A 26,998-nucleotide genomic window follows, 5' to 3' on the forward strand; every position below is an offset into this window, starting at 1 on the left:
GTCCCCCGGCCCGTCATTACCGTCACGCCAGCATTTCGAACGTGTGACGAAATACCGAACACGAACGACCGAACACCCAGAGAGGCAACACCCGTGCGTATCACCGGAATCAGCACGCATGTCGTGGGCACGCCGTGGCGCAACCTCACCTACGTCCAGGTGCACACCGACGAGGGTCTCACCGGGGTCGGCGAGACGCGGATGCTCGGGCGCACGGACGCGCTGGTCGGCTATCTGCGGGAGGCGTCCGCCAACCACATCACCGGCTCCGACCCGTTCGCGGTGGAAGACCTGGTGCGCCGGATGAAGTACGGCGACTACGGCCGGGCCGGCGAGATCGTGATGTCCGGCATCGCCGTCGTGGAGATGGCCTGCTGGGACATCAAGGGCAAGGCTCTCGGCGTGCCCGTCTGGCAGCTGCTCGGCGGGAAGGTCACCGACCGGGTCAAGGCGTACGCCAACGGCTGGTACACCACCGAGCGCACCCCGGAGGCGTACCACAAGGCCGCTCAGGGGGTCGTGGCGCGTGGCTACCGGGCGCTGAAGATCGACCCCTTCGGGACGGGCCACTTCGAGCTGGGCCAGGAGGAGACGCGGTACGCGGTCTCCCTCATCGAGGCCGTGCGGGACGCCATCGGCCCCGACACCGAGCTGATGCTGGAGATGCACGGGCGGTTCAGCCCCGCCACGGCGGTGCGGATCGCCCGCGAGATGGCGCCGTTCGCGCCGGCGTGGCTGGAGGAGCCGGTGCCGCCGGAGAACCTCAAGGCGCTCGCGAAGGTCGCGGAGAAGGTCGATCTGCCGATCGCCACGGGTGAGCGCATCCACGACCGGATCGAGTTCCGCGAGCTCTTCGAGTCGCAGGCCGCCGACATCATCCAGCCGGACCTCGGCCACATCGGCGGCATCCTGGAGACCCGTAAGCTCGCCGCCACCGCCGAGACCCACTACACGCTGGTCGCCCCGCACAACGTGGGCGGTTCGGTGCTGACGGCGGCCAGCCTCCAGCTCGCGGGGTGCACGCCGAACTTCAAGATCCTCGAACACTTCAACGACTTCGCGGACGCCGACATCAAGAAGGTCGTCAAGGGAGCGCCGCAGGTCGATCCGGCCACCGGCTGCTTCGAGCTCTCCCACGCCCCCGGGCTGGGTGTGGAGCTGGACGTGGACGCCGCCGCGGAGTTCCCGCAGCAGCAGGCGCGGTTCGACCTGTGGGCGGACGGCTGGGAGAAGAGGCAGCCCAAGTGAGCACCCTCTCGCGTTCGCTGGTCGTCGACCGCCCCGGCAGCCACCGGCTGACCGAGGGCGCCGTCCCGGAGCCGGGCCCCGGCGAGGTCCGGGTGCGGGTCGCGGCAGCCGGGATCTGCATGAGCGACCGCGAGGTGTACGACGGCCACCGCGACGCGGCCTACGTGCGGTATCCCGTGGTTCCCGGCCACGAGTGGTCGGGAACCGTCGACGCCGTGGGCGAAGGCGTCGACCCCGCGCTCACCGGCCGGCGCACGGTCGCCGAGGGCTTCCGCGCCTGCGGCTCCTGCGAGCGGTGCCGGTGCGGGGAGACGTCCCTGTGCACGGCAGGGTACGAGGAGACGGGGTTCACCCGGCCCGGCGCGTTCGCCGACCACGTGGTGGTGCCGGCCCGGCTGCTGCACCCCCTGCCCGACGACGCCGACCTGCGGGCCGCCGCCCTGCTGGAACCCGCCGCGGTGGTCGCGGCGGCGGTACGGGCCGGGGCGCCCGAGCCGGGTGAGCGGATCGCCGTGGTCGGGGCGGGGACGCTCGGGCTGCTCGCGGTCCAGCTGCTGGCGGCCGTGTCGCCGGCGGAGCTCACCGTGATCGACCCGCGCGGGGCGCGGGCCTCCCAGTCCCTGGACTTCGGGGCGCACGAGGCACGGAGCCCCGGCGAGGCGCAGGAGGTGCGGGGCCGTTACGACCTGGTCGTGGAGACCGCCGGCGCCCCCACCACCGCGGCCGACGCCTGCCTGCTGGCGCGGCGCGGCGGCCGCGTCGTCCTCACCGGGATGTTCACGCCGGGCGCGGTGGGCATCGACCCGGTGCACCTGTCCCTGAACCAGCTCACGGTGCGCAGTGTCTTCGGGGCGCCCTCGGCGGCCTGGTCGTACGCGGTGCGGGCGTTCGCGGCCGGGCTGCTCGACCCGGCCCCGCTGATCACCCACGAGTTCCCGCTGGAGCGGTTCGCCCAGGCCGTGGCGCTGGTCGGCGCCGGAGGTCCGGAGACCGGGAAGGTGCTGCTCCGCCCGTGACGGGTGCGCCCCGCCTCCGTACCGGCGCGTACCCGAAGATCCGAACTTCGTCCGAAATACCGAACATGAAGGACCAGTCGTGAACGACGTCCCCGCCCCTCCCCCCGGCACCGACGGCTTCCGCCGCCCCGGTGACGCCGCTCTCACCGCGCTCGGCCTCGGTCCGGCGCCCCTGCTGCCCTCCGACGCCTCCCCGCACTCCTTCCCCGGCGGCGGGACCTGGCGCACCGAGGTGCCGTCCGTGGAGGGCCCGGAGGCCCTCGGGGCGGTCCTGGATGAGTCCGCGCGCCTCGACGTCCCGGTGCACCGCGTCAGCCAGGGCAGCGGCGTCTGGATGCTCACGGACGCGGAGATCACCGAGATGGTGAAGGGCTGTGCCGAACGGGACATCGAGCTCTGCCTGTTCACCGGGCCGCGCGGCACCTGGGACACCGGTGCCTCGGTCCGCACGGACTCCGGTGGCGCCGGACTGCGCTCCCGGGGCCATGACGCCCTGGCCGGCTGTGTCGAGGACGCCCTGCGCGCCACCGGGCTGGGGGTGAAGTGCCTGCTCGTCGCCGACGAGGGCGTGCTGTGGACCCTGCACCGGCTGCGCGAGCAGGGCGCCCTGCCGGCGGACACCACCTTCAAGGTCTCCGCGCTCATCGGGCCGGTGAACCCGGCCTCGTACGCCGTGTACGAGCAGCTCGGCGCCGACTCGATCAACATCCCGTCCGACCTGACGCTGGCCCAGTTCACTGAGATACGCCGGGTCTCCCGGGCGCCGATGGACCTCTACATCGAGGCCCCGGACGATCTGGGCGGCTATGTACGGATGTACGAGGTCGCCGAACTGATCCGGCGCGGGGCGCCCCTGTACCTGAAGTTCGGCCTCTCCAGGTCGCCGGGGATCTATCCGTACGGCCGGCACCTGCGGGACCTGGCGCTGGCCTCCGCGAAGGAGCGGGTGCGGCGCGGACGGCTCGCCCTGGACCTGCTCGCGCGGCACGGGGCGGACGGGGGCATGGCCCCGCTCGGCACCCGGCTGCCGGGCCCGCTCAACCGGTTCGGGATCTCGTCATAACGTTCCGGAAACGTACCTCCCAAAAGAAGACACAGCCGCGCACAATCCCACACACCTGTTCCTGATCGGTCCGCCCCCCGCGTTCCGGCACCACCGGGCAGAGCCCTGACCCACATCAAGGATGATGACTATGCGCAACCGCAGAGCCGCACTCGCCGCCATAGCCTCCGCCGCCTCCCTCGCCCTCACTCTGACCGCCTGCGGCCAGAGCGGAGAGGGCGGCAGCGAGGAGGACAAGGGGGGTGCCGACGGCGCCACCATCGGCGTCGCGATGCCGACCAAGTCCTCCGAGCGCTGGATCGCCGACGGCGCCAACGTTGTCAAGGAACTGAAGTCCAAGGGGTACAAGACCAAGCTCGTCTACGGCGAGGACGACCCCGACCAGCAGGTCTCGCAGATCGAGAACATGATCACGCAGGGCGTGGACGCGCTGATCGTCGCCGCGATCGACAACAAGTCCCTCGGCAACGTCCTCCAGCAGGCCAAGGACGCCGACATCCCGGTGATCTCCTACGACCGGCTGATCCTCGGCACGGAGAACGTCGACTACTACGCCTCGTTCGACAACGAGAAGGTCGGCGAGCTGCAGGGCACGTACATCGTGGACAAGCTCGGCCTGGGGGACGGCAAGAAGGGCCCCTTCAGCGTCGAGCTGTTCGCCGGTTCCAACGACGACAACAACACGAAGTACTTCTTCCAGGGCGCGATGAACGTCCTCAAGCCCTACATCGACAAGGGCGAGCTGGTCGTCAGGTCCAAGCAGACCGCCCTCAACCAGGTCACCACCCTGCGCTGGGACGGCGGCACCGCGCAGAAGCGCATGGACGACCTGCTGACGTCCAGCTACCGCAGCGCCCGGGTCGACGCCGTGCTCTCGCCGTACGACGGCATCTCCATCGGCATCCTCTCCGCCCTGAAGTCGGACGGTTACGGCACCAAGGCCAAGCCGATGCCGGTCGTCACGGGCCAGGACGCCGAGGTCGCCTCGGTGAAGTCGATCATCACGGGCGAGCAGACGCAGACCGTCTACAAGGACCTGCGCCAGCTCGCCAAGGTCGCCTCGAACATGGTCGACGCGGTGCTGAACGACAAGAAGCCCGAGGTCAACGACACCAAGTCCTACGACAACGGTGCCAAGGTCGTCCCCGCGTTCCTGCTGCAGCCGGTCAGCGTCGACAAGGCCAACTACAAGCAGGTCCTCGTCGACGGCGGCTACTACACCGAGAACGACCTCAAGTAACCGGGCTCCCTCAAGGATTGGAAGGCAAGACCATGGCGGGACCCGTCCTGGAAATGCGCTCGATCGTCAAGACCTTTCCCGGTGTCAAAGCGCTGTCGGACGTCACGTTGACCGTCCGTCAGGGCGAGGTCCACGCCATCTGCGGTGAGAACGGCGCCGGCAAGTCGACCCTGATGAAGGTCCTCTCCGGTGTCCATCCGCACGGCAGTTACGAAGGGGACATCCTCTTCGAGGGCGAGACCTGCCGGTTCAAGGACATCCGGGCGAGCGAACAGCACGGCATCGTGATCATCCACCAGGAGCTGGCGCTGGTGCCGTACCTCTCCATCGCGGAGAACATCTTCCTCGGCAACGAGCACGCCAAGCGCGGACTGATCAACTGGAACGACACCCTCAGGCACGCCGGTGAACTGCTGCGCCGGGTCGGTCTCGACGAGCACCCGGAGACCCGCGTCGCCGACATCGGCGTGGGCAAACAGCAACTGGTGGAGATCGCCAAGGCCCTGTCGAAGAAGGTGAAGCTGCTCATCCTCGACGAGCCGACCGCGGCCCTCAACGACGAGGACAGCGGCAAACTCCTCGACCTGATCCTCTCGCTGAAGGACCAGGGCATGACCTCGATCATCATCTCGCACAAGCTGAACGAGATCCGCCGGGTCGCCGACTCGGTCACGATCATCCGCGACGGGCGCTCCATCGAAACGCTCGACGTGAAGGCGGCGGAGACGACCGAGGACCGGATCATCAGCGGGATGGTCGGCCGCGACCTGGAGCACCGCTTCCCCGAGCGGACCCCGCACCACCCCGAGGAGGGCACCGCGCCCGCCCTGGAGATCCGCAACTGGACCGTCCACCACCCCATCGACCAGCAGCGCAAGGTCGTCGACGACGTCTCCATCGAGGTGCGGCGCGGCGAGATCGTCGGCATCGCCGGCCTGATGGGCGCCGGTCGCACCGAGCTGGCGATGAGCGTCTTCGGCCGCTCCTACGGCCGGTACGCGGGCGGCACCGTCCTCAGGGACGGCACCGAGATCCGTACGAAGACCGTCCCGGAGGCGGTCGGGCACGGCATCGCGTACGCCACCGAGGACCGCAAGCACTACGGCCTCAACCTCATCGACACCATCAACCGGAACATCTCGCTGACCGCGCTGGGCAAGGTCGCCCGGCGTGGTCTCGTCGACGAGCACGGGGAGCGGCAGGTCGCCGAGGGCTTCCGCACGTCCATGAACATCAAGGCGCCCACCGTCTACGAACCGGTGGGCAAGCTCTCCGGCGGCAACCAGCAGAAGGTCGTCCTCAGCAAGTGGATCTTCGCGGGTCCCGAGGTGCTGATCCTGGACGAGCCCACGCGCGGCATCGACGTGGGCGCCAAGTACGAGATCTACACGGTCATCGACCGGCTGGCCGCCGAGGGCAAGGCGGTCGTCTTCATTTCCTCCGAACTGCCGGAGCTGCTCGGCATGTGCGACCGCATCTACACGATGGCCGCGGGACGGCTGACGGGTGAGTTCTCGCGGGCCGAGGCCTCGCAGGAAGCGCTGATGCGTCAGATGACGAAGGACAAAGAGGTAACCCGATGAGCACGGACGTGACTGCCAAGACCCCGGCCCCCGCGCCGTCCGGCGGAGGCGGACCGGCCTCCGGCGACGGCCTGCTGCAGCTGATGCTCGGCGGCATGCGCCGCAACATGCGCCAGTACGGCATGCTGATGGCCCTCGGCCTGATCGTGGTGCTGTTCGCGGTGTGGACCGACGGCGACCTGCTGCTGCCGCGCAACGTCTCCAACCTGGTGCTGCAGAACAGCTACATCCTGATCCTCGCGATCGGCATGATGCTGGTCATCATCGCGGGCCACATCGACCTGTCGGTCGGCTCGCTGACCGCGTTCATCGGCGCGATGGCCGCCGTACTGATGGTCGAACACCATCTGTCCTGGCCCCTCGCGGTGGTGCTGTGCCTGGCCATCGGCGCCGTCGCGGGCGCGGTGCAGGGGTTCTTCATCGCCTATCTCGGCATACCGTCGTTCATCGTGACCCTCGCGGGCATGCTGCTCTTCCGTGGTCTGACGGAGATCTTCCTGAAGGGCCAGACCCTCGGCCCCTTCCCGAAGGACCTGCAGAAGGTCGCCAACGGCTTCCTGCCCGAGGTCGGCCCCGACACCAACTACCACAACCTCACTCTGCTGCTGGGCCTCGCTCTGATCGTCTTCGTGGTGTTCCAGGAGGTCCGCGACCGCAAGCGGCAGCAGGAGTTCGCCCTCGACGTGCCGCCCGCCACGCTGTTCCTGCTGAAGCTGGTCGCCCTCGTCTCGGCCGTCCTCGTGGTCACGCTGCTGCTCGCCAGCTACAAGGGCGCCCCGGTCGTGCTGCTCATCCTCGGTGTGCTGGTCGTCGGCTTCGGCTACCTGATGCGCAACGCGATCATCGGCCGCCACATCTACGCCATCGGCGGCAACCTGCCCGCGGCCAAGCTGTCGGGCGTGAAGGACAAGAAGGTCACCTTCCTGGTCTTCCTGAACATGGGCATGCTCGCGGCCCTGGCGGGGCTGGTCTTCGCCGCCCGCTTCAACGCCGCCTCGCCCAAGGCGGGCCTCAACTTCGAACTGGAGGCCATCGCCGCCTCGTTCATCGGCGGCGCGTCGATGAGCGGCGGGGTGGGCACGGTCCTCGGCGCGATCATCGGTGGTCTGGTCCTGGGCGTGCTGAACAACGGCATGAACCTCGTCGGCGTCGGCACCGACTGGCAGCAGGTCATCAAGGGCGCGGTGCTGCTGGCCGCGGTCGGCTTCGACGTCTGGAACAAGCGGAAGGTCGGTTCGTAACACCCTTCTCGTCCCCCGGAACCCCTCTGCCCCCCGGCACTGTGTTCCGGCACCCCTTCTCGTTCTCCGGCAGCCCGTCGACGACGGTGCACGCCCGCTCGGCACGCTGACCACAGACGGCGGACGGCGTCCTTCCCCGGCGGGGAGGGCGCCGTCCGCCGCTGTCACGCCCCTGGTCAGTGCGGTGCCGTCGGCCGGACGCGAGGTGACCCGCTCGGGCTCGGCGTGCATGTTCCGGGCCTCCGGATCGGCGCCGGCGACGACTGGGGCTCGCCGACCCGCGTCAATGCGCCCCCACGGGGCCGCAGGTGGCGACGACGCTCTCGAGGAAGGACTCCCCGGCCACGTCCGAGGGCCGCACCCCGGTGACGGAATGCGGCCCTCGGACGTACGGGTGAGCTGGTCAGGCGACCGACAGCTCGACCTTGATGTTGCCGCGGGTGGCGTTCGAGTAGGGGCACACCTCGTGCGCCTTCTCGACGAGCGACCGGGCGGTGGCCCTGTCGACGTTCGGGATGGAGGCGGTGATCGCCACCTCCAGGCCGAAACCGCCCGCCTCGGTCCTGCCGATGCCGACGGACGCGGTGACCGTCGAACCGGAGATGTCGGCCTTCTCCTTGCGGGCGACCACGCCGAGCGCGCCCTGGAAGCAGGCGCTGTAGCCGGCCGCGAAGAGCTGCTCGGGGTTGGTGCCCGCCCCGCTGCCGCCCATCTCCTTGGGCGGGTTGACGACGACGTCGAGCTTGCCGTCGTCGCTCGAGACACGGCCGTCACGGCCGTTCTCCGCGGTGGCCACGGCCGTGTAGGCCACGTCGATGTTCTGGATCGTCATACCGGGGATACCTCCTGCTGGTGCGCCGCGGCTCGCGCCCACGACCGCGACGGCCTGGGAGCGAGCCTAACGGGTGACGGCGCAGGCCGGTCAGGCGTCCAGCGAAACGATCATCTTGCCGGTGTTCTCGCCGCACAGGAGGCCCAGGAACGCGTCGAAGCCGTTCTCGATGCCCTCGACCTTCGTCTCGCGGTACTTGAGCTCGCCGGAGGCCAGCCAGCCGGCGACCTCCTGGACGAACTGCGGCTGCAGCGCGGAGTGGTCACCGACGAGCATGCCCTGCAGGCGCAGCCGCTTGCCGATGACCAGCGCGAGGTTGCGCGGGGCGGGGGTGGGCTCCGTGGCGTTGTACTGGGCGATCATGCCGCAGATGGTGGCGCGGCCGTGGACGTTGAACGAGGAGATCGCGGCCTCCAGGTGCTCACCGCCGACGTTGTCGAAGTAGACGTCGATGCCGTCCGGCGCCGCCTTGCGGAGCTGTTCACCCACGGGGCCGTTCTTGTAGTTGAAGGCCGCGTCGAAGCCGTACTCCTCGACCAGGAGCCTGACCTTCTCGTCGGACCCGGCGGAGCCGATGACCCGGGAGGCACCCTTGAGCTTCGCCATCTGTCCGACCTGGCTGCCGACCGCCCCGGCCGCGCCGGAGACGAAGACGGCGTCGCCCTCCTTGAAGGAGGCCACCTCGAACAGGCCCGCGTACGCCGTGAGTCCGGTCATGCCGAGCACGCCGAGGTAGGCGGAGAGGGGGGCGAGCGAGGCGTCGACCTTCACGGCGTGCTGGGCCGGGACGTCGGCGTACTCGCGCCAGCCGAGGCCGTGCAGCACGTGGTCGCCGACGGCGAAGCCGTCGGCGTTCGAGGCGATGACCTCGCCGACCGCGCCGCCGTCCATGGGGTGGTCGAGCTTGAAGGGCGGGGTGTACGACTTCACGTCGTTCATCCGGCCGCGCATGTACGGGTCGACGGAGAAGTACAGGTTGCGGACGAGGACGCGGCCCTCGCCGGGGGCCTTCACCGGCGCCTCGCGCAGCGCGAAGTCCTTGGCCTCCGGCCAGCCCTGCGGGCGGGCGACGAGGTGCCATTCGCGGCTGACCGTGGGAAGTGCTGCAGACATGGGCTGGGGGTCTCCTCGATGTCTCACGGAACGGTGGGGAAAGGAAGCGTAAATGCTTCACTACCTGAAACAACCATGCGCAGCGATATTTCATCTTGTCAAGTAATTGGGTAACCTGGGTGTCATGGCCACCTCGCGCACGGACCCGCTGACCCTGGACGTCATCGAACTCATCGGCGGCGTCGTGGCCCGCTACCACGAGGAGTACGACCGCGCCGCGGCCTCGCACGCCCTGACCGGCGCACAGGCCCGTGTCCTCGCTCTCCTGTCCCTCGAACCGATGCCCATGCGCAAGGTCGCCCGCACACTGAAGTGCGAGCCCTCCAACATCACCGGAATAGTCGACCGGCTGGAGCTCCGCGGCCTCGTTGAGCGCCGCCCCGACCCCGCCGACCGGCGGGTGAAGCTGGCCGCCCCGACCGAGGACGGGATACGGACGGCCCGGCAGCTGCGGGACGCGCTGGACTTCGCCCGCGAGCCGCTCGCCGACCTGTCGGACGCGGAGCGGATGATGCTGCGCGACCTGCTGCGCCGGATGCTCGGCAAGGACCCCGCCGGCGCGGCGGACGCGGCCCCGTCAGCCCCGGGCCACGCCGTGGGATGACCCTCCCGCGGCCTGACGCACCCCGGACCGGGCGGGCCGGCCGGGGCGGTCGCCGCCACCCGGGGCCCCGGCCGGGCGTCCCGTCCTCAGGTGCAGAACCAGAGCCACCGGGTGCAGGTCTCGGTCGGCGAGGGAGTGGGCGAGGGACTGCCCGGCGGCTCCGGGCGCGTCGGCTGCTCGGACGGCCGACCGGACGGCGACGGTACGTCCGGCCCCCCGGTGCCCTCGGGAGCCGAGGACGGGGAGGCGGAGGCGGAGGCGGACGCGGACGCGGCGGGCGAGCCCTCGGGCGGGGCGGACACGGGTCCCGCCGGCTCCCCGGAAGCCTTCGGCACCGCCGACGCGGACGGCCCCGGTTCCCCGGCTCCGGACTCCGTCACCGGTGCGGCGGTGGGTGCGTCCACCGGCCCCGGACCGTCGGGTGCCGTGGACCCGGACGGGGCCGGGGCGGATTCGGTGGCGGTGTCCGTGACCTCGGTCACGTACTCGGCGGCGCCGCTGTCGTGCTCGGGCTCGGCGGCCAGCTCGGCCAGGCTCAGCGCACCGGCGGCCAGCACCACCCCGGCCGCCGTCAGCAGCGCCCCGCGCCTGCGGCGCCGGTGCCCCCGACGGCCGCCCTTCCTGCCCGCCGGCCCCCGGCCACGACGCCGTGGCCCTCCCACCCGGGAGGGCTCGAGGGTCTCGCCCGGCGGTTCCGGTTCGTGACCGTGGTGGACCGGGACGGCGTACGGGGCCAACGCCTCGGCGGGGGTTCCACATCCGGCGCAGGCCAGGGCGCCGTTGAGGTGCCGTTGGCACGGGTGGCAATAATCCATGGCGCCCGCAGACTAGACGGGCGGCGAACAGCGGAGGAAGCCACCCAGGTGAGGATCCTGTGTGGAAGAGCGGATACCGAGGCACGCCGTCCGATACGCGTGAGACGGGGCAGGATGGGCGCCATGACCGCTCGCACCCCCTTCGGGCCGCTGGAGTTCCAGCTCGTCCTGCTGCGCCGGATGGCCGATCACCAGCCGGATCTGGTGGAGGACGCCCGCCACGAACTGAGCGCCTCGCTCGCCGAGATGCGCGAGGCGAACCGGCGCTGGCAGGCCATGGTGCGGGCCCCGCGCGGCCGGGGCGCCCTGCGCCGCTACCGGTCGGTGCTCGGCGAGCCCGAGACGTCCGTACGCCGCACGGTGGGCGACCTGGAGTGCGATGCGCTGCGGTGGCCGCTGCCGCTCTGGCCGGACCTCCGGTTCGAGGTGATGGCGGGCCCCGGCGGAGCCGTGTGGAACGAGTGGCTGGTCCGCACCCCGGGCCTGCCGGGCCCCGAGCTGCGTACGGCCGGGGATCTGCGCCCGTGGTCGTGCACCGTGGACGAGGTGGCCCGGGCCTTCGAGGAGGCCCGTCCGATGGAGGGCAGCGCGCCGACCCGCTGGGCGCTCGCCCTCACGGACCCCGCCGACGGCCGCCGGTACGTCGCCGAGTTCACCTGGGGCCTCTTCCAGCGCCTCCTCCCGGGCACGGGCTGATCCCGGCGCGACTCCCCGGCTGTCGCCCCGTCGGCCCGGGCCCGGCCTTCCCTCGTACGCCTCACCCGGCGCGCGCCGCCCCACGCCCGGCGCGAGGATGCCAGGAGAGCCGGCTGCCGCCGGTACCCGCCCGTCAGCGCTCTCGGGAGACCCTGCCGTGACCGTCAGTCTTGAGCAGTTGCGCCGTTGCCATGTCGCCGTCGATCTCGGGGCCGCGAGGACCCGTGTGTACATCAAGGGAGTCGGGCTCGTCGTCGACGAGCCCAGCGTCGCCGCAGTGAACACCCGCACCGGCTCGCTCATCGCCGTCGGCGCCCTCGCCGAGCAGATGACCGGCCGCACGCCCGCGTACATCCGGGTGGCCCGGCCGGTGACCGGCGGTACCGTCGTCGACATCGACATGGCCCAGCGCATGCTGCGCCACCTCCTCGGTGAGAAGCTCCGGCGCCAGCTGCGCCGCAAGCCCCGGCTGCGGGCCGCCGCCTGTACCCCGCACGAAGCCGATCCGCTGGCCCAGCGGGCGACCGTCGAGACGCTGGTCGGCCTCGGCGCGCGGCGGGTGGAGCTGGTCGACACGCTGATCGCCGCGGCCGTCGGTTGCGGACTGCCGGTGGAGCAGCCGACCGCCACCATGATCATGGTGTGCGGGGCCGCCACGACCCAGATCGCGGTGCTCTCGCTGGGCTCGATCGTGACGGCCGTACGCATCCCGATCGGCGGGGAGGCCATCGACCGCGCGGTGATCCAGCACCTGCGCCAGCACCACCAGCTGATGCTGCCCAGCCAGTCCGTGCGCCCCCTGCAACTGGCGCTGCGTGGCAACGGCCTGACGCTCAAGGGCCCGGCGGTCACCGAGATCCACGGCCGTGACGTGGTCACCGGCCTGGCCCGCTCGGTGCAGGTCGACACGGCCGCCGTCCGGGAGGCCATCCACACCCCGCTGACCGCGGTGCTCGACGGCCTGGGCAAGGTGCTGCGCGACTGCCCGCCCGACCTGGTGGCGGACATCGCTGACTCCGGGATCATGATGGTCGGCGGGAGCGCCCTGCTGCCCGGGCTGGACCAGATGCTGCGCGAGGCCACCGGCGTGCCGGTGCAGATCGCGGAGCGGCCCGATGTCTGCTCCGTGCTCGGACTGGGCGCCATGCTGGACGGCACGGTCCAGCCGCTGGTCCTCGACCCGCTCGCCGGCTGAGAGCCCCACCGATCCGTGGGCGGAACCGGTCCCTACCTGCGGAGCACCCTGCAGCACATCGTGGACACCGCCACGGCGCTGGCCGGGGCGGACCGCGGCGCCCTGGCGCTCCTGGACCGCGAACACGCCCGCGTCACGGACCTGTTCACCTCCGGCCTGCCGCACGCCGAACGCCGGCACCCGGGCCCGCTCCTGGACGTGCGCGGCGCGTTCCTCGGGGCCCTGGTCCGTGACGGCGAGCCGCTGCGCGGCGACGACGTGAGCACCGACCCGCGCTTCGGCGGCACAGCGCCCGGACGTCCGCCGCAGCGTTCCTTCCTGGGGGCCCCGATCCGCCTGCACACCGAGGTGCTGGGCGGTCTCTGCCTCACCGGGGAGGACCCCGGACGGTTCACGGACACGGACCTGGCCCTGCTGCGGCTGCTCGCCTCCCAGGCGGCCGCGGCGGTCGACGGCGCCCATCTGTACGAGGCGGCGCGGCAGCGGGAGCAGTGGATCGAGGGGGCCGCCGCCGTCACCCGGGCCCTGCTGACGGGTACGTCCACGACGGACGCCCTGGTGACCGTCGCGGAGCGGGCCAGGGTGCTGGCCGGCGCCTCGGCCGGGGTGATCCTCCAGCCGACCGCGGGCGGCGGGATGGAGATCGTCGCCGCCTCCACGCGCGAGGACCCTGCGGGGATCGTCGGCACCGTGATCGAGCCGGGCTCCCTGGTCCTCGTCCAACTGCTGGGCGGCGAGCCGGTGTTCCTGGAGGACTCCGCGACGGATCCGCGGATGACGACACACGTGCGGGAGCGGTTCGGACCGAGCATGATGCTCCCCCTGCAGAGCGGCGGGCGGCTCATCGGCACCCTCGCCCTGCCCCGGCGGCGCGGCGGCCGTCCGTACACGGCGGTGGAACGGCTGCTGGCCTCGCAGTTCGCCTCCCAGGCCGCGCTGGCCCTGGTGATGGCCGACGCCCAGCACTACCGGGAGCAGCTCGCGGTCTACGAGGACCGCGACCGGATCGCCCGCGATCTGCACGACCTCGTCGTCCAGCGGCTGTTCGCGACGGAGATGATGCTGGAGTCCACCCGCCGCAAGGACCTGGCGGGCGACGGCGCGACGGCGGAGCTGCTGGCGCGGGCCGTCGACGAGCTGGATTCCACGATCCAGGAGGTCAGGACGACGATCTTCGCACTCCAGCAGCCGCCGGCCGAGGCTCCGGCGACCTTCCGCGGCCGGGTGCTGCGCGAGACGGCGGGTGCGGCGGCGGTGCTCGGCTTCCAGCCGTCGGTGCACTTCACGGGGGCGGTGGACGCCCTGGTGCCGGAGCCCGTGGACGGTCAGCTGCTCGGCGTCCTGCGCGGGGCGCTGGCCACCGCGCACCGGCGGCCGGGGGTGTCGGTCATCGAGGTGGAGGTGGACGTCACGGCCCGGCTGCCCGACGGGCGCCCCGCGGTGCGCCTGGTGGTCGCCGACGACGGGCGGGCCGAGGACGGCACCCGCTCGCCCACGGTCATCTGGCAGGCGCCGCTCTGAGCGCGATGCGGGTGTTGGAGTGCGCGACGCCCGCGTCCCGTTTCAGCCGGCGCAGCAGGGCGTCCAGGGAGCCGGAGTCGGCAGCCGTGGCCCGCACCAGGTAGTCGTGGCCGCCGGTCACGTGTACCACCTCGGTGATGCCGGGAAGGGCGAGCACGGCACGTTCGAACTCCTCGTTCGTCGTGTCGAGGCGCAGCGACACGTCGATGAAGACGACGAGGCCCGAGCGCGTGTCGGCGGCCGGGTCGATGATCACCGTGAAGCCCCGGATCACCCCCTCGCGGCGCATGCGGCGTACGCGGTCGCCCGCCGCGTTGGCGCTCAGTCCCACGCGCAGGCCGAGATCGCGGTACGAGATCCGCGCGTCCTCCTGGAGGATCCCGAGGATCTCTCTGTCCATGCGGTCCATACCCGCGATTGTCGCAGTCCGGGGCGGTGAACGGCGGGCGAGCGGCTGTCCGCCAGGGCTCCGCGGGCCCCGTACGCCTAGGGGCGCCTGCCGTACGGGGCCCTTACCCGGATGGCGCAATCCGGCGGGCCAGGCCTTCCCCCGCCGCGTTGACTTGCCGTGTGGACACAGCGGTCAAGAAGGCCCCCGCCCCGGAACGCACCCGATCCGCCGCCTACCGGAACCTGATCATGGCCACGGCCGGTTTCACCCTCACCTTCTGGGCGTGGAATCTGATCGCCCCGATGTCGGGTGACTACAAGGAACGGCTGGGACTCACCTCGTTCCAGCAGTCGCTCCTGGTCGCCGTGCCCGTGCTCGTCGGCTCGCTGGGCCGCATCCCGGTCGGCGCACTGACCGACAGGTACGGGGCCCGGCGGATGTTCCCCGCGGTGTCGGCGCTGACGGTCCTCCCGGTGCTGCTGCTCATCCCGGCGGCGGACTCGTACGGGGCGATGCTCGCCGTCGGCTTCCTGCTGGGGCTCGGGGGAACGACGTTCGCCATCGGCATCCCGCTGGTCAACTCGTGGTTCCCGCCCACGAGCCGGGGTCTGGCGCTGGGGGTGTTCGGCATGGGCATGGGGGGCGTCGCGCTGTCCGGCTACTTCACCCCCCGGATCGCGGAACACGGCGCGAACCTGCCGTTCCTGGTCGTCGCCGCGGCGCTCGTCGTGTACGCGCTGCTCGCCGCAGCCCTGGTCACGGACCGGCCGGGGCGCCAGGTGCCGGCGGACTCGCTCGGCCACCGGCTGGGACGGGCCGGCCGGCTGCGGGTCACCTGGGAACTCTCCGCGCTCTACGCGATCGGCTTCGGCGGCATCGTGGCGTTCGGGGTCTACCTTCCGACGTACCTGAAGACCTGGTACGAGATGTCCCCCACCGAGGCGGGCACCAAGGCCGCCGGTTTCGCGCTGGTGACGGTGGTCTTCCGCCCGGTCGGGGGCCGGCTCTCGGACCGGGTGCACCCGGCCCTGGTCACGGCGGGGGCGCTGCTGCTCGCCGCCCTGATGGCGATCGCCCAGGCGTTCGAGCCAGGGCTGTACCCGGTCGGGACGATCGCGCTGCTCTGCATGGCGGCCGGGCTGGGCACCGCGAGCGGCAGCGTCTTCGCCCTGGTCTCCCAGGTGACGCCGCAGGCCAAGGTGGGCAGCGTGACGGGCATCGTCGGGGCGATGGGCGGCCTCGGCGGCTTCGTGCCGCCGCTGGTGATGGGCGCGATCTACAGCGCGAAGGGCTCGTACGCGATCGGCTTCATGCTGCTCTCCGATCTGGCGCTGGCCGGCGCGGTGTACGCGTACGGACGGATGCGGAGCCTGCGGCGCGACGCCTGACGGGGCGCCCGGGCCCCGGGACCGTCGCCGGGACAGCCTCCGGGCCTGTAGGGAGGCGTCCCGCCGGACAACTCCCTCCAGGCCCTAGGCTGCTTAGGGTGACCCTTCTTCTGCCCGCACTGCACGGGCCGGCCGGCCGGACGGACTCCTCGGAGGCCGTCCGCTTCGGCGCACACAGCCTGACGTACGCACAGCTGGCCTCGGCGTCCGACGCGCTCGCGGCCGAGATCGCGGGGGCGGGGCGCGTCGCCGTCTGGGCGACGTCCACGCCGCAGACGGTGATCGCGGTGGTCGCGGCGCTGCGGGCGGGCGTGCCCGCCGTACCGCTCAACCCGAACACGGGTGAGCGGGAACTGGCGCACATCGTCGCGGACAGCGTCCCCTCGGTGGTACTCGCCGGGGAGGGCGACACGCTTCCGCCGGCGCTGGCTTGCCTGCGCCGGCTGGACGCCGGTACGGGGGCGGAGACGGGCGATGCGGGTGCGGGGGTAGGTGCGGGTGCGGGTGTCTTCCGGGACGAGCCCGCCCCCGACTCCCCCGCCCTGATCGTCTACACCTCGGGCACGACCGGCCCGCCCAAGGGCGCGGTCCTGCCCCGCCGGGCGATCGCCGCCTCGCTGGACGCGTTGGAGGACGCCTGGCGGTGGACCGCCGACGACGTCCTGGTGCACGCCCTGCCGTTGTTCCACGTACACGGTCTGATCCTGGGCGTCCTCGGCCCGTTGCGCCGGGGCGGCTCGGTGCGCCACCTGGGGCGCTTCTCGCCCGAGGGGGTGGCCCGGGAGCTGCTCTCCGGGGGCACGATGCTCTTCGGCGTGCCCACGATGTACCACCGGCTGGCGGGCGCGCTGAGTGATCCGGCCGGCTCCGGGAGCCTCACCAAGGCGCTGGCGGGCGCCCGGCTGCTGGTCTCCGGCTCGGCCGCCCTGCCCGTCCACGACCACGAACGGATCGCCGCGGCCACCGGCCGCCGCGTCGTCGAGCGGTACGGCATGACGGAGACCCTGATGAACACGGGGGTACGGGCGGACGGCATCCCGCGCGCCGGCACGGTCGGGCCGCCGCTGGCCGGGGTGGAACTGCGGCTCGTCGAGGAGGACGGCAGCGTGCTCGGGGACCCGGCGGCCATCGGGGAGATCCAGGTGCGCGGGCCGAACCTGTTCACCGGCTACCTCAACCGCCCCGACGCGACGGCGGCGGCCTTCACCGCGGACGGCTTCTTCCGTACCGGGGACATGGCCACGGTCGACCCCGACGGTTACGTACGCATCGTCGGGCGCAAGGCCACCGACCTGATCAAGAGCGGTGGTTACAAGATCGGCGCCGGGGAGATCGAGAACGTCCTGCTGGAGCACCCCGGGGTACGTGAGGCCGCCGTCACCGGGGAGCCGGACGCGGACCTCGGTGAGCGGATCGTCGCCTGGATCGTCCCCGAGGACCCCGGATCACCGCCCGGCGAGAGGGAGTTGGCGGACCATGTGGCGGCCCTGCTGGCCCCCCACAAGCGCCCGCGCGTCGTCCGCCACCTCGATGCCCTGCCCCGCAACGAACTGGGCAAGATCATGAAGAGGTCGCTCGGTGTCCAGCGCCCGCGGTGACGGCGACGGTGGCGGCGGCCGCATGACGGCGCGGGAGATCGTCGCCGCCGTGGCCGGGAGCTTCACCGAGCACCGCCCGCCCGTCCGTCCGGCACCGGCCGACGGCCCGCTGGGCTGGGCCGGTTACGGCGAGTCCCGGGCGCGCGCCGCGGCACGCACCGGCGAGGAGGAGTCGGTCGTGTACGGGGTGGCCGGGATCGGCGGCCTCTCCTGCGTGCTGGTCTCCTTCGAGTTCGGCTTCCTGGGCGGGTCACTCGGGGGCCACACCGGGGACCGGCTGGAGGCCGCGTACGCGCTGGCCCGTCAACGCCGCCTGCCGCTCGTCTCGTTGGTCGCCACCGGGGGCAGCCGGATGCAGGAGGGCATGATCGCGCTGATACAGCTCCAGCGGGTGGCCCGGGCCTCCGCGCTGCTGCGGGCGGCGGGCCTGCCGCAGATCGCGGTGGTGCGTGATCCCACCACCGGGGGCGGCTGGGCCACCCTGGGGGCGGGGGCCGACGTGGTGCTGGCCCTGCCCGGGGCGCAGATCGGCTTCGCCGGGTCCCGGGTGCGGCCCGCCGGCGCGGACCCGTACGCCTACACCGCGGAAGGGCAGCTGGCGGCGGGTCAGGTGGACGCGGTGGTGCCCCCCGGGGAGCTGGCGGGGACGCTGGGGCGCTGGCTGGCCGCGCTGACGGTGTCCGGTCCGGCGCGGCCGGCCCCGGTGCCGGGGCCGCTGTCGGGCACGGGACTGCCGGAGACCGGCTGGGCGGCGGTGGCGCAGGCCCGCTCGGCGGCCCGGCCGCGGGCAGCGGCGTATCTGGACGCCTACTTCGAGGATCGGCTCGCGCTGAGCGGCGACCGCTGCGGGGGCATCGACCCGGGGCTGCTCTGCGGTGTCGGACTGCACGGCGGGCGGCCGGTGGCGTACGTCGCCCAGTGCGGCACCGCCACCCTCCCGGCCGGATACCGCACGGCGTCACGGGTGATCCACCTGGCGGACCGCCTCGGTATCCCCGTACTGACCCTGGTCGACACCCCCGGCGCGGCCAACGACGCCGAGGCGGAGCGCGCGGGTGCCGGAGCGGCCATCGCCGGGACCTTCGCGGCGGTCGCCGGCGCCCGGGTGCCCGTGACGACGCTGGTGATCGGTGAGGGCGGCTCGGGCGGCGCGCTCGCGCTGGCGGCGCCGGACAACACCCACGTCACGGCGGACAGCTACTTCTCGGTCATCGCCCCGGAACTGGCCGCCGCGATCCTGAAGCGCGGCCCGGACGAGGTGCGTGCCACCGCCGACCAGCTGCGGCTGCGCCCGCAGGACCTGGTGGAACTCGGCGTCGCCCGCTCGGTCGTCGGCCCGGCGGGCGGCGATCCGGCCGACGGTCCCGCCCCGGCCGGCTGTGGATGACGTTCCCCGGTGCCGGACGCCGGGCACACGCTCCGGGCCTCCGGGGGTTTGCGCGGGCCGGTCCCGGTCATACGGCAGGTGACCCTGACGCCGAGTACAGCAAGGTGTGAATGACATGGCTGCCGACGAGAAGACCCAGGCCAAGACCGAGCAGGCCAAGGGCAAGGTCAAGGAGGCCGCCGGCCGGGCGACCGGCAACGAGCGCCTCACCGCCGAAGGCCGGGCCGACCAGTCCAAGGGCGACGCCCGGCAGGCCAAGGAGAAGGCGAAGGACGCCTTCAAGCACTGACGGCGACGAGAGCGCGAGGCGCTCTCCCCCTGACGCGTGTGGCCCGGCCGGCGCCGGGCCACACGCATGTCGCCGTACGGTTCGCGGGCGTCACGGGCACCGGCGTCTCGTCCCTTTACGGGACGCGGTCGGCCGCCGGTCCGGACGGGTCGGCGGCCCTGCGGCCTCCCGGGTCCCGTACCGCGGATCAGCCGAGGGCCGCGTCGTGCCGGGGCTTCGGAGCACCCGGGGGCACGAAACAGGCGGAGACGGTCTTGCCCGACCGCTGTGGATGCGTCGTCCACGCGTCGGCGAGCGCGTCGATGATGGCCATTCCGCGCCCGCCGGTCGTCGTGAGGTTCTCCGGCTGCTGGGCGGGGGGCAGGGGGTCGGAGTCGTGGACGCTGACGTGCAGGCAGCGGCTGTCCCAGGTCAGGACCAACTGGGCGTCGCTGTGCGCGTGCACGTGAGCGTTGGTGATCAGCTCGGAAACGCTGAGCAGGATCGCGTCCACGGTTTCCGGCGCGTCCTTCGTCCACTCCAAGGACGCCAGATGCTCCCGGGTCCAGCGGCGGCCTGCCCGCACCCCGTTCGAAGCCGGGAACGACTGCGCCCATCCCACGGCACGCAGCGACGTGTCCTTCGTCATGGGTCCTCCTCTCTCGGCTCCCTCCTCTTCCTCTACCCCCGCCTGCGAGACACACCCACGCGGCCCGGCCGTGACCGGAAGCCGGACGCGAGGCCTGTCCGTGGGTTCCCCGGGCACAAGCACCTCACCCTTCGGAAAGGAAAACCACCATGCTCGGCATAGCCGCTGCCGTCCTGTTCGCCATCGCCTTCCTGATCAACGCCGCGGACATCACCACCAACGACGTCTTCGCCTCCGTGAACGTCATGCTCCTGGGCCTGGCACTCCTCGCCCTGCACGTGGCGGGGATCGGAGCGGGTCGCCCCTCCCGCAGACGCTGACCCGCCGCCGACACCGTTCGGGCGGGTGCTCGTCGAGCCCGCGCCCGGGCCCTCTCACGGCCCCGCCCCGATCCGATCCGGGGGGCGGGGCCGGCTGCCGCCCCCGGACGAGCCGGCCACCGGTCGCCCCGGATTGTCCCGCTCCCGCGTCCCGCGTACGCCGCCCGGGAGCAGGTGTGACACGGCATCAAGCAGCGATGCGCGGAGGCGCTCCGGGGGCCTTCGTCTTCGGAGGCGTCGGCCCTCCGGCAGGGGATGCACGGTCAGGCCCCACCCGTCAGCATGGGAGGTACGGGATATGTCTGAGCGGAGGTTCCCATGGCTGACAACGAAATGTTCGTACGCGACCTGTTCACGGCGTGGAACCACCGGGACTACGACTCCATCGCGGGAGCCGTGGCTCCTGACTGCACCGTCGTCGAGGAGGGCAGCGGCAGAACCATGAAGGGCCCGGAGGGCTTCACCCAGCTCGCGAAGGCCCTGTTCGACGCGATGCCCGACGGCCGCTTCGCGCTGGACCACCTCACGTCCCAGGGGGACACGGTGGTCGTCGAGTACACGGGCACCGGGACCCAGACGGGAGACCTCGCCCTTCACGCGGGCACCCTGCCCGCCACGGGGCAGCACATCACGGTGCACGCGTGCGATGTCTACAAGGTGAAGGACGGCAAGATCAAGGAGGGCCGGGTCTACATGGACACCGGCGCCATCATGAGCCAGCTGGGCCTGACCCGTCAGCTGCAGAGCAGCTGACCGCAGGGAGCTGCGGGACGGGCGGAGGCGAGCCGGTCCGTACGGTGCTCGCCTCCGCCCGGGTCCGCCGACCGCGCAAGCTCCGTACATCGCCACGCGAAGCGGCGTGACGCATAGGTCCACGGTCGGGGTGGACGCGGGTTCCGGGGAAAGACGGAACACATGAGACAGATCAACACACCGAAGTACGTTTCCCCGTACGCCTCCTGGCAGCCGTACGCGCTCACCACCGTGGCCGTCACGGCCTGCGCGGTAGCCGGGGCCGCAGCTGTGAACCCGGACAGCGCCTGGTACCGAGGGCTGGAGAAACCGCGGTGGCAACCCCCGTCCTGGGCGTTCGGCGCGGTATGGACACCCCTGTACGCGTCGATCGCCTGGGCGGGCGGCCGAGCCCTGCACCGCGCCCGGGGAGACGAACGGCGCGGCCTCGCCGCGAGCATGGGGGCCAACCTCGCTCTGAACGCGGCGTGGAACTGGTTGTTCTTCGGCTGCCGCAGCCCGAAGGCGGGCCTCCTGGGCACCCTCGCGCTCGATGTGAGCAACGCGGAGCTGATCCGCCGCACCACCTGCATCGATCGCACAGCAGGAGGGAGCCTGCTCCCCTACGCGGCTTGGTGCGCCTTCGCCACCGCCCTGAACGCGTCGATCGTCCGCCGCAACCCCGCCTGAGGGCCTTCGAACGCCGCAGGCAGCTTGCCCGCCGTCACCGCGCGAACGTCCGGTACCGGACCCGGCGACTCGCGAAGAGCCCCTCCTGATCCCCCGAGCCGGTACACCCATCCCCGTGGAGCACCAGGTGACCGCCGAGGACCGTCGCGACGGAGTGTGAGGCGCCGGACCCCAAGCGCCCTATCCTCACGGATCGGAAGGACGGTCCCGGCTGCGTCGGCAGAGTCCCGACTGCGCGCCGCGGTGGGGTCCAGCCGACCTCGCTCATGGTCCGCACCATTTCCGCGGGCGCGGGGCCGACGCTCATCCTCCCAGCGCGGGTGACGCGTCGGCTGCGGATCTTGCCTCGGTCGGAGATGATCCTCCGCAGCCTCGGTGCCCTTGCGGGCTCTTCGGTCGGCGCCGGCGCGGATGACCCGATTCCGTAGCCGTAGCACCCGATCCGGATCCGGTAGGACCCGGGACGAGTGGGGCGCCGCGAAGACCTCGCGGCGCCCCACTCGTCTGTGCTGCGTGTCCGTCCCCTACACGGTCACTCCCGTCGCGGGCTCGGGGGTGTTCGGTGCCTCGGGCAACACTCGGTTGCGGGCGCGCGCCAGAAGTCCGTGCTTCGGGGCGAGACACCAGGTGAGGGCAAAGATCCCGGTCAGGACGACGACGATGGATCCGCCCGCCGCCAGGTCGTAGGTGTAAGACACGTACAGTCCGCCCAGGGTGCCGACGCAGCCGATACCGGACGCCAGAGCGGTCATGACACTGATCCGGTCGGTGAGCATCCGTGCGGTCGCGGCGGGCGTGATGAGCAGGGCGAGGACGAGGATGTTGCCGACCGCCTCCAGCGACATGACGATCGTCGTCGTCACGACGATGTAGAGCACCAGGTCGAGGCCGAAGACCGGCAGGCCGGCGGCACGGGCCGTCTCACGGTCCAGCGTCACGGCGATGAGCTCCTTGCGCAGGAGCAGCACGACCGTGACGACGACGGCCCCGATGGCCGCCACCGTCCACACGTCCTCGGGGCCGACGGCGAGGACCTGGCCGAAGAGGAAGGAGGACAGGTCGGTCGTCCAGCTGTCGCGGGTGGACACGAGGACGATGCCGAGTCCGAACGCGAAAGCGAAGAACACGCCGATCACGGTGTCCTCCTTCAGCCGCCGGTTCTGGGAGACGAAGGCGATAAGGACGGCGGTGGTGATTCCGGCTGCGGCGCCGCCGAGCAGCAGGTTGCCCTCCAGAGCGTAAGCGAGGGCTACTCCGGGGAACGCGGAGTGGGCCACGGCGTCGCCGATGAAGGCCATGCCTCGCAGTACGACGTAGACCCCGACGACCCCGCAGACGAGACCGACGACCCCGGCGACCGCGAAGGCGCGCTGCATGAAGGGCAGTTCCCACGGAGAGAGGAAGAACTCAATCACGCCGCAGCCTCCTTGTCGGGCGTCCGCTGCAGCGGTACGGGGGCGCGGTCGAGGCCGAAGGCCCGGAGCATGCGGTCCGGATCGGACAGCAGTTCCGGCCCGCCTTCGGCGACCACGGTCCGGTTGAGCAGGACGACGCGGGTGCAGGTGCGGGCGGCTGCCGCCAAGTCGTGTGTGGTCATCAGCAGTGCGGTTCCGTCCTCGGCCAGTCGGCCGAACAGGTCGTTGAGTAGTTCCTGCGTGGGAACGTCGACGCCGGTGAACGGCTCGTCCAGCAGCAGGATCCGTGGTTCGGCGGCCAGCGCACGGGCGACGAGGACACGTTGACGCTGGCCGCCCGACAGCTCGCCGATGGGGCGGCGCCGCAGATCCATGAGCCCGGTGAGTTCCAGTGCGCTCTCCACAGCTGTGTGGTCCTCCGCCGCCGGTCTCCGCAGCCAGCCGATGCGTCGGGTACGACCCGAGAGGACGGCGCCCGCGATGTCGACGGGGAAGTCCCAGGCGAACTCGTGCCGCTGGGGCACGTAGCCGATCAGCCGACGGGCCTCCGCGACCGGCTGACCGGCCACGAGGACCCGACCGGAAGACAACGGAACCAGGCCGAGGACGGCGCGCAGCAGCGTCGTCTTGCCCGCACCGTTGGGGCCGATCAGCCCGACCAGTTCCCCCGCGCCGACGGAGAGGTTCGCGTCCTGGAGCGCCACACGGCCGCCGAGCGCGACGGTGACGCCTTCGGCCCGCAGTACGGGATCGCTGTCACTCATGCCTGGGCTCCGTTCCGCTGCTCCCGGCGCCGGTTGAGGGCGACGAGGGCGGCGCCGGTTGCGGCGAGCGCCACGGCGCCGCCACCCATGAGCACGACATCGGCCGCACCCGTATGGGCCATGGCGCCCGAGGTGCCCTTGCCCGCACCTGTGTCGTTGCCTGTCGCTCCGGACGCGGACGTGCCGGCATCGGAACCGGGCTTGTCGTCGGTCCCCGGGGAGGAGTCCCCGGATCCGGAGCTGCCTGATCCGGACCCGCCTCCTGTCGGGCTGACAGAACCCGGGTCCGTCTTGTCCCCCACTACGAACGTGAAGGTCTCCGTGTCGGCGGAGGCGGAGCCGTTCGCGAGGGTTCCGGTCATGGAGAAGGTCAGCTTGTGGACGCCCTCACCGCCGAAGGCCCATCCACCGTGCGCGTGGGTGTTGGCCGGGACGTCGATGGCGTCCGGAACGCCGTCCTTGCTGTTGAGCAGCACGGTCGCACCCGAAAGTCCGTCGTAGGTGTACAGGGCGAAGCCGCCGGGTCCTTCGGCCTTGGCCAGGCCGAACTTCACGCCGCCCTTGAGCACGCCCGACGCGACGTTGTCGGTGGACCAGCCCGGCCACAGCAGACCTTCCTGCTGGACCTGGTCGAGCAGCCAGACGGGGTCGCCGGCCTTGCCCAGGAAGGAGAACGCGCCCCCCGCCGGAACCTGCTTCCTCGCCGCCGACTTGACGTGGAACACGACCGAGGAGGGTTCGCGCCACGTGGTCTTCCCCGCGACCGTGCCGTCCTTGACCTGGATCTGCAGCTTCCCGTCGACCGCACGGGCGGCGATGTCGACGTGGCCGTTGTCGAGCACCTTCTTCTCCGTGGCGGCCTTCTCCGTGGCGAGCGCCTCGGCCGCCCTCAGCGCGTCGGCCGGTGCCCCCTCGACGGCCTGTGCGCCCCTGATCGGAGCGCCCCGCTGGAGGGGTGTCTCCCCGGCCGCGTCCTCGGCCGGGAAGGTGGACGGCGCGTCGGACGAGGGTGGCGTCGGCGTCGGTGCTGAAACAGGCGGCGTGACGACGGCCGCGTCTCCCACCCGTACCGCCAGCGTGGTCGTCCTGCGGACCGGGTCAGTCTCCACCGAGGCGTGGGCGAGGGTGAGCCGGTACGTACCCGGGGCGGTGAACGCCCAGCGCGCGACCGGTACGGCGATGTCAGCGGTACGGGGCGGGATCGGGTACCCGTCCTCGGCAAGCCCTTCGGTACCGCCGCTGTGCGCCAGCAGCTCCGAGGCCGCTGTCCCCGCTGCCCGGTGGACGACGAGGGCACCCGGGCCCTCGACGCCCGTGAGGGTCAGTCCAGCGCTGTCGGCAGGTTCCTCGATGTCCCAGACCGGTGCGCCCGGTGCGCCCAGGAACGCGTACGCGGCGTCGTCCGGCACGGCCAACCGATGGGTGTCGTCGATGTCGAGCGGCGGGCGGGTCGTGGTCTCGGCGGAGGAAACCGGTGCCTCGGGCGCCGCCGTACCGCCCGTGCCAGGCTCCTCAGAAGCCGCGACGGCCGCCGCGGCGGGGGCCAGGATCAGGGCTGTTCCGAGGAAGCAGCCCAACGCGATCCGTCCCGCCGCCCCCCTTTTCCGTACGCTCGTCATCAGGACTTGCTTTCCTTTCCACCCAGGCAGCGGGCGAGTTCGTCGGCGTTGTGGCGCATCATCCCGACGTAGTCGTGGACCTTGTCGTCGAAGGAGTCGCCGTAGATCGTGCAGATGCCGACGCTCTCGTCCTGGGCGACGCGGCGCAGGATGTCGGCGCGTGCGGCGAGGTTCGGTTCGAGGAAGACCGCCGGCACCTTCTTGCCCCGGATGGTGCTGCGCAGCTTCTCGACCTCGGCCGCGCTCGGTTCCTGGTTCGGTACGGGGACGACGAACCCGGCGACCTCCATGCCGTACGCCTTGGCGAGGTATCCGAAGGCGTCGTGCGTGGTGATGAGCTTGCGGTTGGCTTCAGGGACGGTCGCGAGGGTGGCGGCCATGTCCTTGTGGAGAGAGGCGAGCGTGCTCAGATACGCCTTCGTGTTGCGCTCGTAGACGGCTTTGCCAGCGGGGTCGGCCTTGGTGAGTTCGGCCTGGATGCGGCGCGCGTACGCCTCGGCGTTGGAGACGTCACCCCAGGCGTGCGGGTCCATGTCGCCGTGGACGTGCTTGCCGATGACGGCCTGCGGCAGCACCCAGATGTCCTGGCCGGCCGATCCGAGGAAGCGGTACTGCGGTTCCTCGGGCACCTTCTGTTTCGCCCGGTCGGGCACGTTCAGCGCCACTTCCTTGCCGGCCGTGCGCAGCCGCTCGCCGGTGGCCTTCTCGTCGGTCCGTACGTAGACCGACTTCTGCTGGGCGTTGAGGGTGAGGTCGGCGTGGCCGTCGTCGAGTGTCCTGCGACCCGCGGCGGCCTTGTTGTGTGCGGCGCCCCCGACGGTGAAGGTGACGCTGCCCTGCCCGGCCTCCGTGGTTTTGCCGTCCAGGGCCTCGACCTGGCCTCGTACGGTCAACTCGTACGTACCCGGCTTGGTGAACACCCAGTTGACGTGGGTGTGGGCCTCGGGCGGCAGTGTGAAGGAGTCCTTGGCGTCGAGGCCGTCGGAGGAGTCGATGTAGCTGGTGGGGTTGCCGAGTGTGTCGGTGAGGTAGACGTGCAGGTCTCCCGGCCCGGTGAGCTTCACGGCGGTGGTACGGACGTGTGCGCCCTCCCCCGCGACCTCGCCCTCGACGGCCCAGCCCAGCCAGAGCACGTCGAGTCCGAGGTCCTCCTCCAGCTTCATCACTGTGCCGCCGAACTGCTCGAGCTTGGCGGCTATCTCGATCTTCGGCGCGCCCTTGGTGGCGTTGTTGTGGATCATCTTCATAATTCCGGGCTCCTCCAGGAGCAGCCCGTTGGAGAAGATCATGTCGGCACGGGCGACCTTGACGGTGTCACCCGGACTGGGCTCGTAGGAGTGCGGGTCACCGTGGTGCGGCACGATCGAGGTGACGTCGACGCGCTCGCCGCCGACCTGGCGTACCAGGTCGGCGATGACGCCGGTCGTCGTCGAGACCGTCAGAGCGGCGTCGGACGTGCCGGGGCCGGTGCCCGAACAGCCGGCCAGCAGCAGTGCGCCGGCCAGCGCGAGAGTGATTCTTCGTGGTGCGGTGCGCACGACGGATACTCCTAGATCGATGCGAAGGACCGGCTCCGAGGGCGGGAGGGACGGCTGTGAGCCCTCGGAGCC

At 71.7% G+C, this 26,998-nt stretch carries 26 protein-coding genes; 17 read left to right on the forward strand and 9 right to left on the reverse strand.

The genetic code is table 11. The features are described from left to right. The first annotated feature begins 93 nt into the window (after window positions 1–93). The 6 genes from ACH4VO_RS03655 (at window position 94) to mmsB (ending at window position 7,391) form a co-directional block, all read left to right on the forward strand. On the forward strand, window positions 94–1,248 hold the full coding sequence (locus tag ACH4VO_RS03655) for a mandelate racemase/muconate lactonizing enzyme family protein (RefSeq protein ID WP_360989462.1): 1,155 nt from the start codon (window positions 94–96) through the stop codon (window positions 1,246–1,248). Then, window positions 1,245–2,264: an alcohol dehydrogenase catalytic domain-containing protein gene (locus ACH4VO_RS03660; RefSeq protein WP_360989460.1), complete on the forward strand. Its 1,020-nt coding sequence runs from the start codon at window positions 1,245–1,247 to the stop codon at window positions 2,262–2,264. The genes ACH4VO_RS03655 and ACH4VO_RS03660 overlap by 4 nt, the downstream gene beginning before the upstream one ends. A 79-nt stretch (window positions 2,265–2,343) precedes the next feature. Beyond that, window positions 2,344–3,327, forward strand: coding sequence for a hypothetical protein (locus tag ACH4VO_RS03665; RefSeq protein WP_360989457.1), 984 nt, complete (start codon window positions 2,344–2,346; stop codon window positions 3,325–3,327). Between the two features lie 130 nt (window positions 3,328–3,457). Then, on the forward strand, window positions 3,458–4,567 hold the full coding sequence (chvE, locus tag ACH4VO_RS03670; RefSeq protein ID WP_360989454.1) for a multiple monosaccharide ABC transporter substrate-binding protein: 1,110 nt from the start codon (window positions 3,458–3,460) through the stop codon (window positions 4,565–4,567). A 32-nt stretch (window positions 4,568–4,599) separates the two neighbouring features. Beyond that, window positions 4,600–6,150 (forward strand): multiple monosaccharide ABC transporter ATP-binding protein, encoded by a 1,551-nt coding sequence (gene mmsA / locus ACH4VO_RS03675; RefSeq protein WP_360989451.1) that lies wholly within the window; start codon window positions 4,600–4,602, stop codon window positions 6,148–6,150. Further along, window positions 6,147–7,391, forward strand: a complete 1,245-nt coding sequence (gene mmsB / locus ACH4VO_RS03680) for a multiple monosaccharide ABC transporter permease (protein ID WP_360989448.1) — start codon at window positions 6,147–6,149, stop codon at window positions 7,389–7,391. Before mmsA ends, mmsB begins: the two co-directional genes overlap by 4 nt. 403 nt (window positions 7,392–7,794) lie before the next feature. On the opposite strand, the gene ACH4VO_RS03685 is transcribed toward mmsB, so the two are convergent. Beyond that, window positions 7,795–8,223: an organic hydroperoxide resistance protein gene (locus ACH4VO_RS03685; RefSeq protein WP_069172678.1), complete on the reverse strand. Its 429-nt coding sequence runs from the start codon at window positions 8,221–8,223 to the stop codon at window positions 7,795–7,797. A 90-nt stretch (window positions 8,224–8,313) separates the two neighbouring features. Next, a complete protein-coding gene (locus ACH4VO_RS03690; RefSeq protein ID WP_360989445.1) occupies window positions 8,314–9,336 on the reverse strand; it encodes an NADP-dependent oxidoreductase in 1,023 nt (340 codons plus the stop codon). 124 nt (window positions 9,337–9,460) lie between these two features. On the opposite strand from ACH4VO_RS03690, the gene ACH4VO_RS03695 reads away from it, so the two are divergent. Beyond that, window positions 9,461–9,940 (forward strand): MarR family transcriptional regulator, encoded by a 480-nt coding sequence (locus ACH4VO_RS03695; RefSeq protein ID WP_360989443.1) that lies wholly within the window; start codon window positions 9,461–9,463, stop codon window positions 9,938–9,940. An 86-nt stretch (window positions 9,941–10,026) separates the two neighbouring features. On the opposite strand, the gene ACH4VO_RS03700 is transcribed toward ACH4VO_RS03695, so the two are convergent. Further along, a complete protein-coding gene (locus ACH4VO_RS03700; RefSeq protein ID WP_360989440.1) occupies window positions 10,027–10,755 on the reverse strand; it encodes a hypothetical protein in 729 nt (242 codons plus the stop codon). Window positions 10,756–10,878: 123 nt separating this feature from the next. On the opposite strand from ACH4VO_RS03700, the gene ACH4VO_RS03705 reads away from it, so the two are divergent. The 3 genes from ACH4VO_RS03705 (at window position 10,879) to ACH4VO_RS03715 (ending at window position 14,167) form a co-directional block, all read left to right on the forward strand. Next, window positions 10,879–11,451: a hypothetical protein gene (locus tag ACH4VO_RS03705; protein ID WP_360989438.1), complete on the forward strand. Its 573-nt coding sequence runs from the start codon at window positions 10,879–10,881 to the stop codon at window positions 11,449–11,451. Between the two features lie 157 nt (window positions 11,452–11,608). After that, entirely contained in the window at window positions 11,609–12,646 is a 1,038-nt protein-coding gene (locus tag ACH4VO_RS03710) for a rod shape-determining protein (RefSeq protein WP_360989435.1), read from the forward strand. Window positions 12,647–12,661: 15 nt separating this feature from the next. After that, the gene (locus ACH4VO_RS03715) at window positions 12,662–14,167 is read left to right on the forward strand and encodes a GAF domain-containing protein (RefSeq protein ID WP_360989432.1); all 1,506 of its coding nucleotides are present in this window, start codon (window positions 12,662–12,664) and stop codon (window positions 14,165–14,167) included. Here the strand turns inward: ACH4VO_RS03715 and ACH4VO_RS03720 are convergent. Continuing rightward, window positions 14,145–14,576, reverse strand: coding sequence for an Lrp/AsnC family transcriptional regulator (locus tag ACH4VO_RS03720; protein ID WP_069172685.1), 432 nt, complete (start codon window positions 14,574–14,576; stop codon window positions 14,145–14,147). The genes ACH4VO_RS03715 and ACH4VO_RS03720 overlap by 23 nt on opposite strands. A gap of 161 nt (window positions 14,577–14,737) precedes the next feature. On the opposite strand from ACH4VO_RS03720, the gene ACH4VO_RS03725 reads away from it, so the two are divergent. From ACH4VO_RS03725 to ACH4VO_RS03740, 4 genes are all read left to right on the forward strand, one after another. Further along, entirely contained in the window at window positions 14,738–15,946 is a 1,209-nt protein-coding gene (locus ACH4VO_RS03725) for an MFS transporter (protein WP_360989429.1), read from the forward strand. A gap of 98 nt (window positions 15,947–16,044) precedes the next feature. Beyond that, the gene (locus ACH4VO_RS03730) at window positions 16,045–17,544 is read left to right on the forward strand and encodes an acyl-CoA synthetase (protein WP_360989426.1); all 1,500 of its coding nucleotides are present in this window, start codon (window positions 16,045–16,047) and stop codon (window positions 17,542–17,544) included. A 22-nt stretch (window positions 17,545–17,566) separates the two neighbouring features. Then, the gene (locus tag ACH4VO_RS03735; RefSeq protein WP_360990065.1) at window positions 17,567–18,931 is read left to right on the forward strand and encodes a carboxyl transferase domain-containing protein; all 1,365 of its coding nucleotides are present in this window, start codon (window positions 17,567–17,569) and stop codon (window positions 18,929–18,931) included. Between the two features lie 115 nt (window positions 18,932–19,046). Further along, window positions 19,047–19,220, forward strand: coding sequence for a CsbD family protein (locus ACH4VO_RS03740; RefSeq protein ID WP_360989424.1), 174 nt, complete (start codon window positions 19,047–19,049; stop codon window positions 19,218–19,220). Window positions 19,221–19,407: 187 nt separating this feature from the next. On the opposite strand, the gene ACH4VO_RS03745 is transcribed toward ACH4VO_RS03740, so the two are convergent. After that, the gene (locus ACH4VO_RS03745) at window positions 19,408–19,848 is read right to left on the reverse strand and encodes an ATP-binding protein (RefSeq protein WP_360989422.1); all 441 of its coding nucleotides are present in this window, start codon (window positions 19,846–19,848) and stop codon (window positions 19,408–19,410) included. A gap of 149 nt (window positions 19,849–19,997) precedes the next feature. Here ACH4VO_RS03745 and ACH4VO_RS03750 point away from each other — a divergent pair, with 149 nt between their 5' ends. The 3 genes from ACH4VO_RS03750 (at window position 19,998) to ACH4VO_RS03760 (ending at window position 21,590) form a co-directional block, all read left to right on the forward strand. After that, window positions 19,998–20,168 carry a hypothetical protein gene (locus ACH4VO_RS03750; RefSeq protein WP_175420869.1) on the forward strand — a complete coding sequence of 57 codons (171 nt, stop codon included), beginning with the start codon at window positions 19,998–20,000 and terminating at the stop codon, window positions 20,166–20,168. Between the two features lie 318 nt (window positions 20,169–20,486). Continuing rightward, complete coding sequence (locus ACH4VO_RS03755) at window positions 20,487–20,921, forward strand: ester cyclase (protein ID WP_360989418.1); 435 nt, start codon at window positions 20,487–20,489, stop codon at window positions 20,919–20,921. A gap of 162 nt (window positions 20,922–21,083) precedes the next feature. Continuing rightward, complete coding sequence (locus tag ACH4VO_RS03760; RefSeq protein ID WP_360989416.1) at window positions 21,084–21,590, forward strand: TspO/MBR family protein; 507 nt, start codon at window positions 21,084–21,086, stop codon at window positions 21,588–21,590. A gap of 524 nt (window positions 21,591–22,114) precedes the next feature. Here the strand turns inward: ACH4VO_RS03760 and ACH4VO_RS03765 are convergent. Genes ACH4VO_RS03765 through ACH4VO_RS03780 form a run of 4 tightly spaced genes read right to left on the reverse strand, consistent with a single transcriptional unit; the run spans window position 22,115 to window position 26,926 of the window. Then, the gene (locus tag ACH4VO_RS03765; protein WP_360991790.1) at window positions 22,115–23,005 is read right to left on the reverse strand and encodes an anchored repeat-type ABC transporter permease subunit; all 891 of its coding nucleotides are present in this window, start codon (window positions 23,003–23,005) and stop codon (window positions 22,115–22,117) included. After that, the gene (locus ACH4VO_RS03770) at window positions 23,002–23,769 is read right to left on the reverse strand and encodes an anchored repeat-type ABC transporter ATP-binding subunit (protein WP_360991793.1); all 768 of its coding nucleotides are present in this window, start codon (window positions 23,767–23,769) and stop codon (window positions 23,002–23,004) included. The genes ACH4VO_RS03765 and ACH4VO_RS03770 overlap by 4 nt, the downstream gene beginning before the upstream one ends. Then, on the reverse strand, window positions 23,766–25,388 hold the full coding sequence (locus ACH4VO_RS03775; RefSeq protein WP_360991796.1) for a TIGR03773 family transporter-associated surface protein: 1,623 nt from the start codon (window positions 25,386–25,388) through the stop codon (window positions 23,766–23,768). Before ACH4VO_RS03775 ends, ACH4VO_RS03770 begins: the two co-directional genes overlap by 4 nt. Continuing rightward, complete coding sequence (locus ACH4VO_RS03780) at window positions 25,388–26,926, reverse strand: anchored repeat ABC transporter, substrate-binding protein (protein ID WP_360991799.1); 1,539 nt, start codon at window positions 26,924–26,926, stop codon at window positions 25,388–25,390. Before ACH4VO_RS03780 ends, ACH4VO_RS03775 begins: the two co-directional genes overlap by 1 nt. Window positions 26,927–26,998 lie beyond the last annotated feature (72 nt).

It is taken from the genome of Streptomyces sp. NPDC020780, from assembly GCF_044334475.1.
GTDB lineage: Bacteria > Actinomycetota > Actinomycetes > Streptomycetales > Streptomycetaceae > Streptomyces.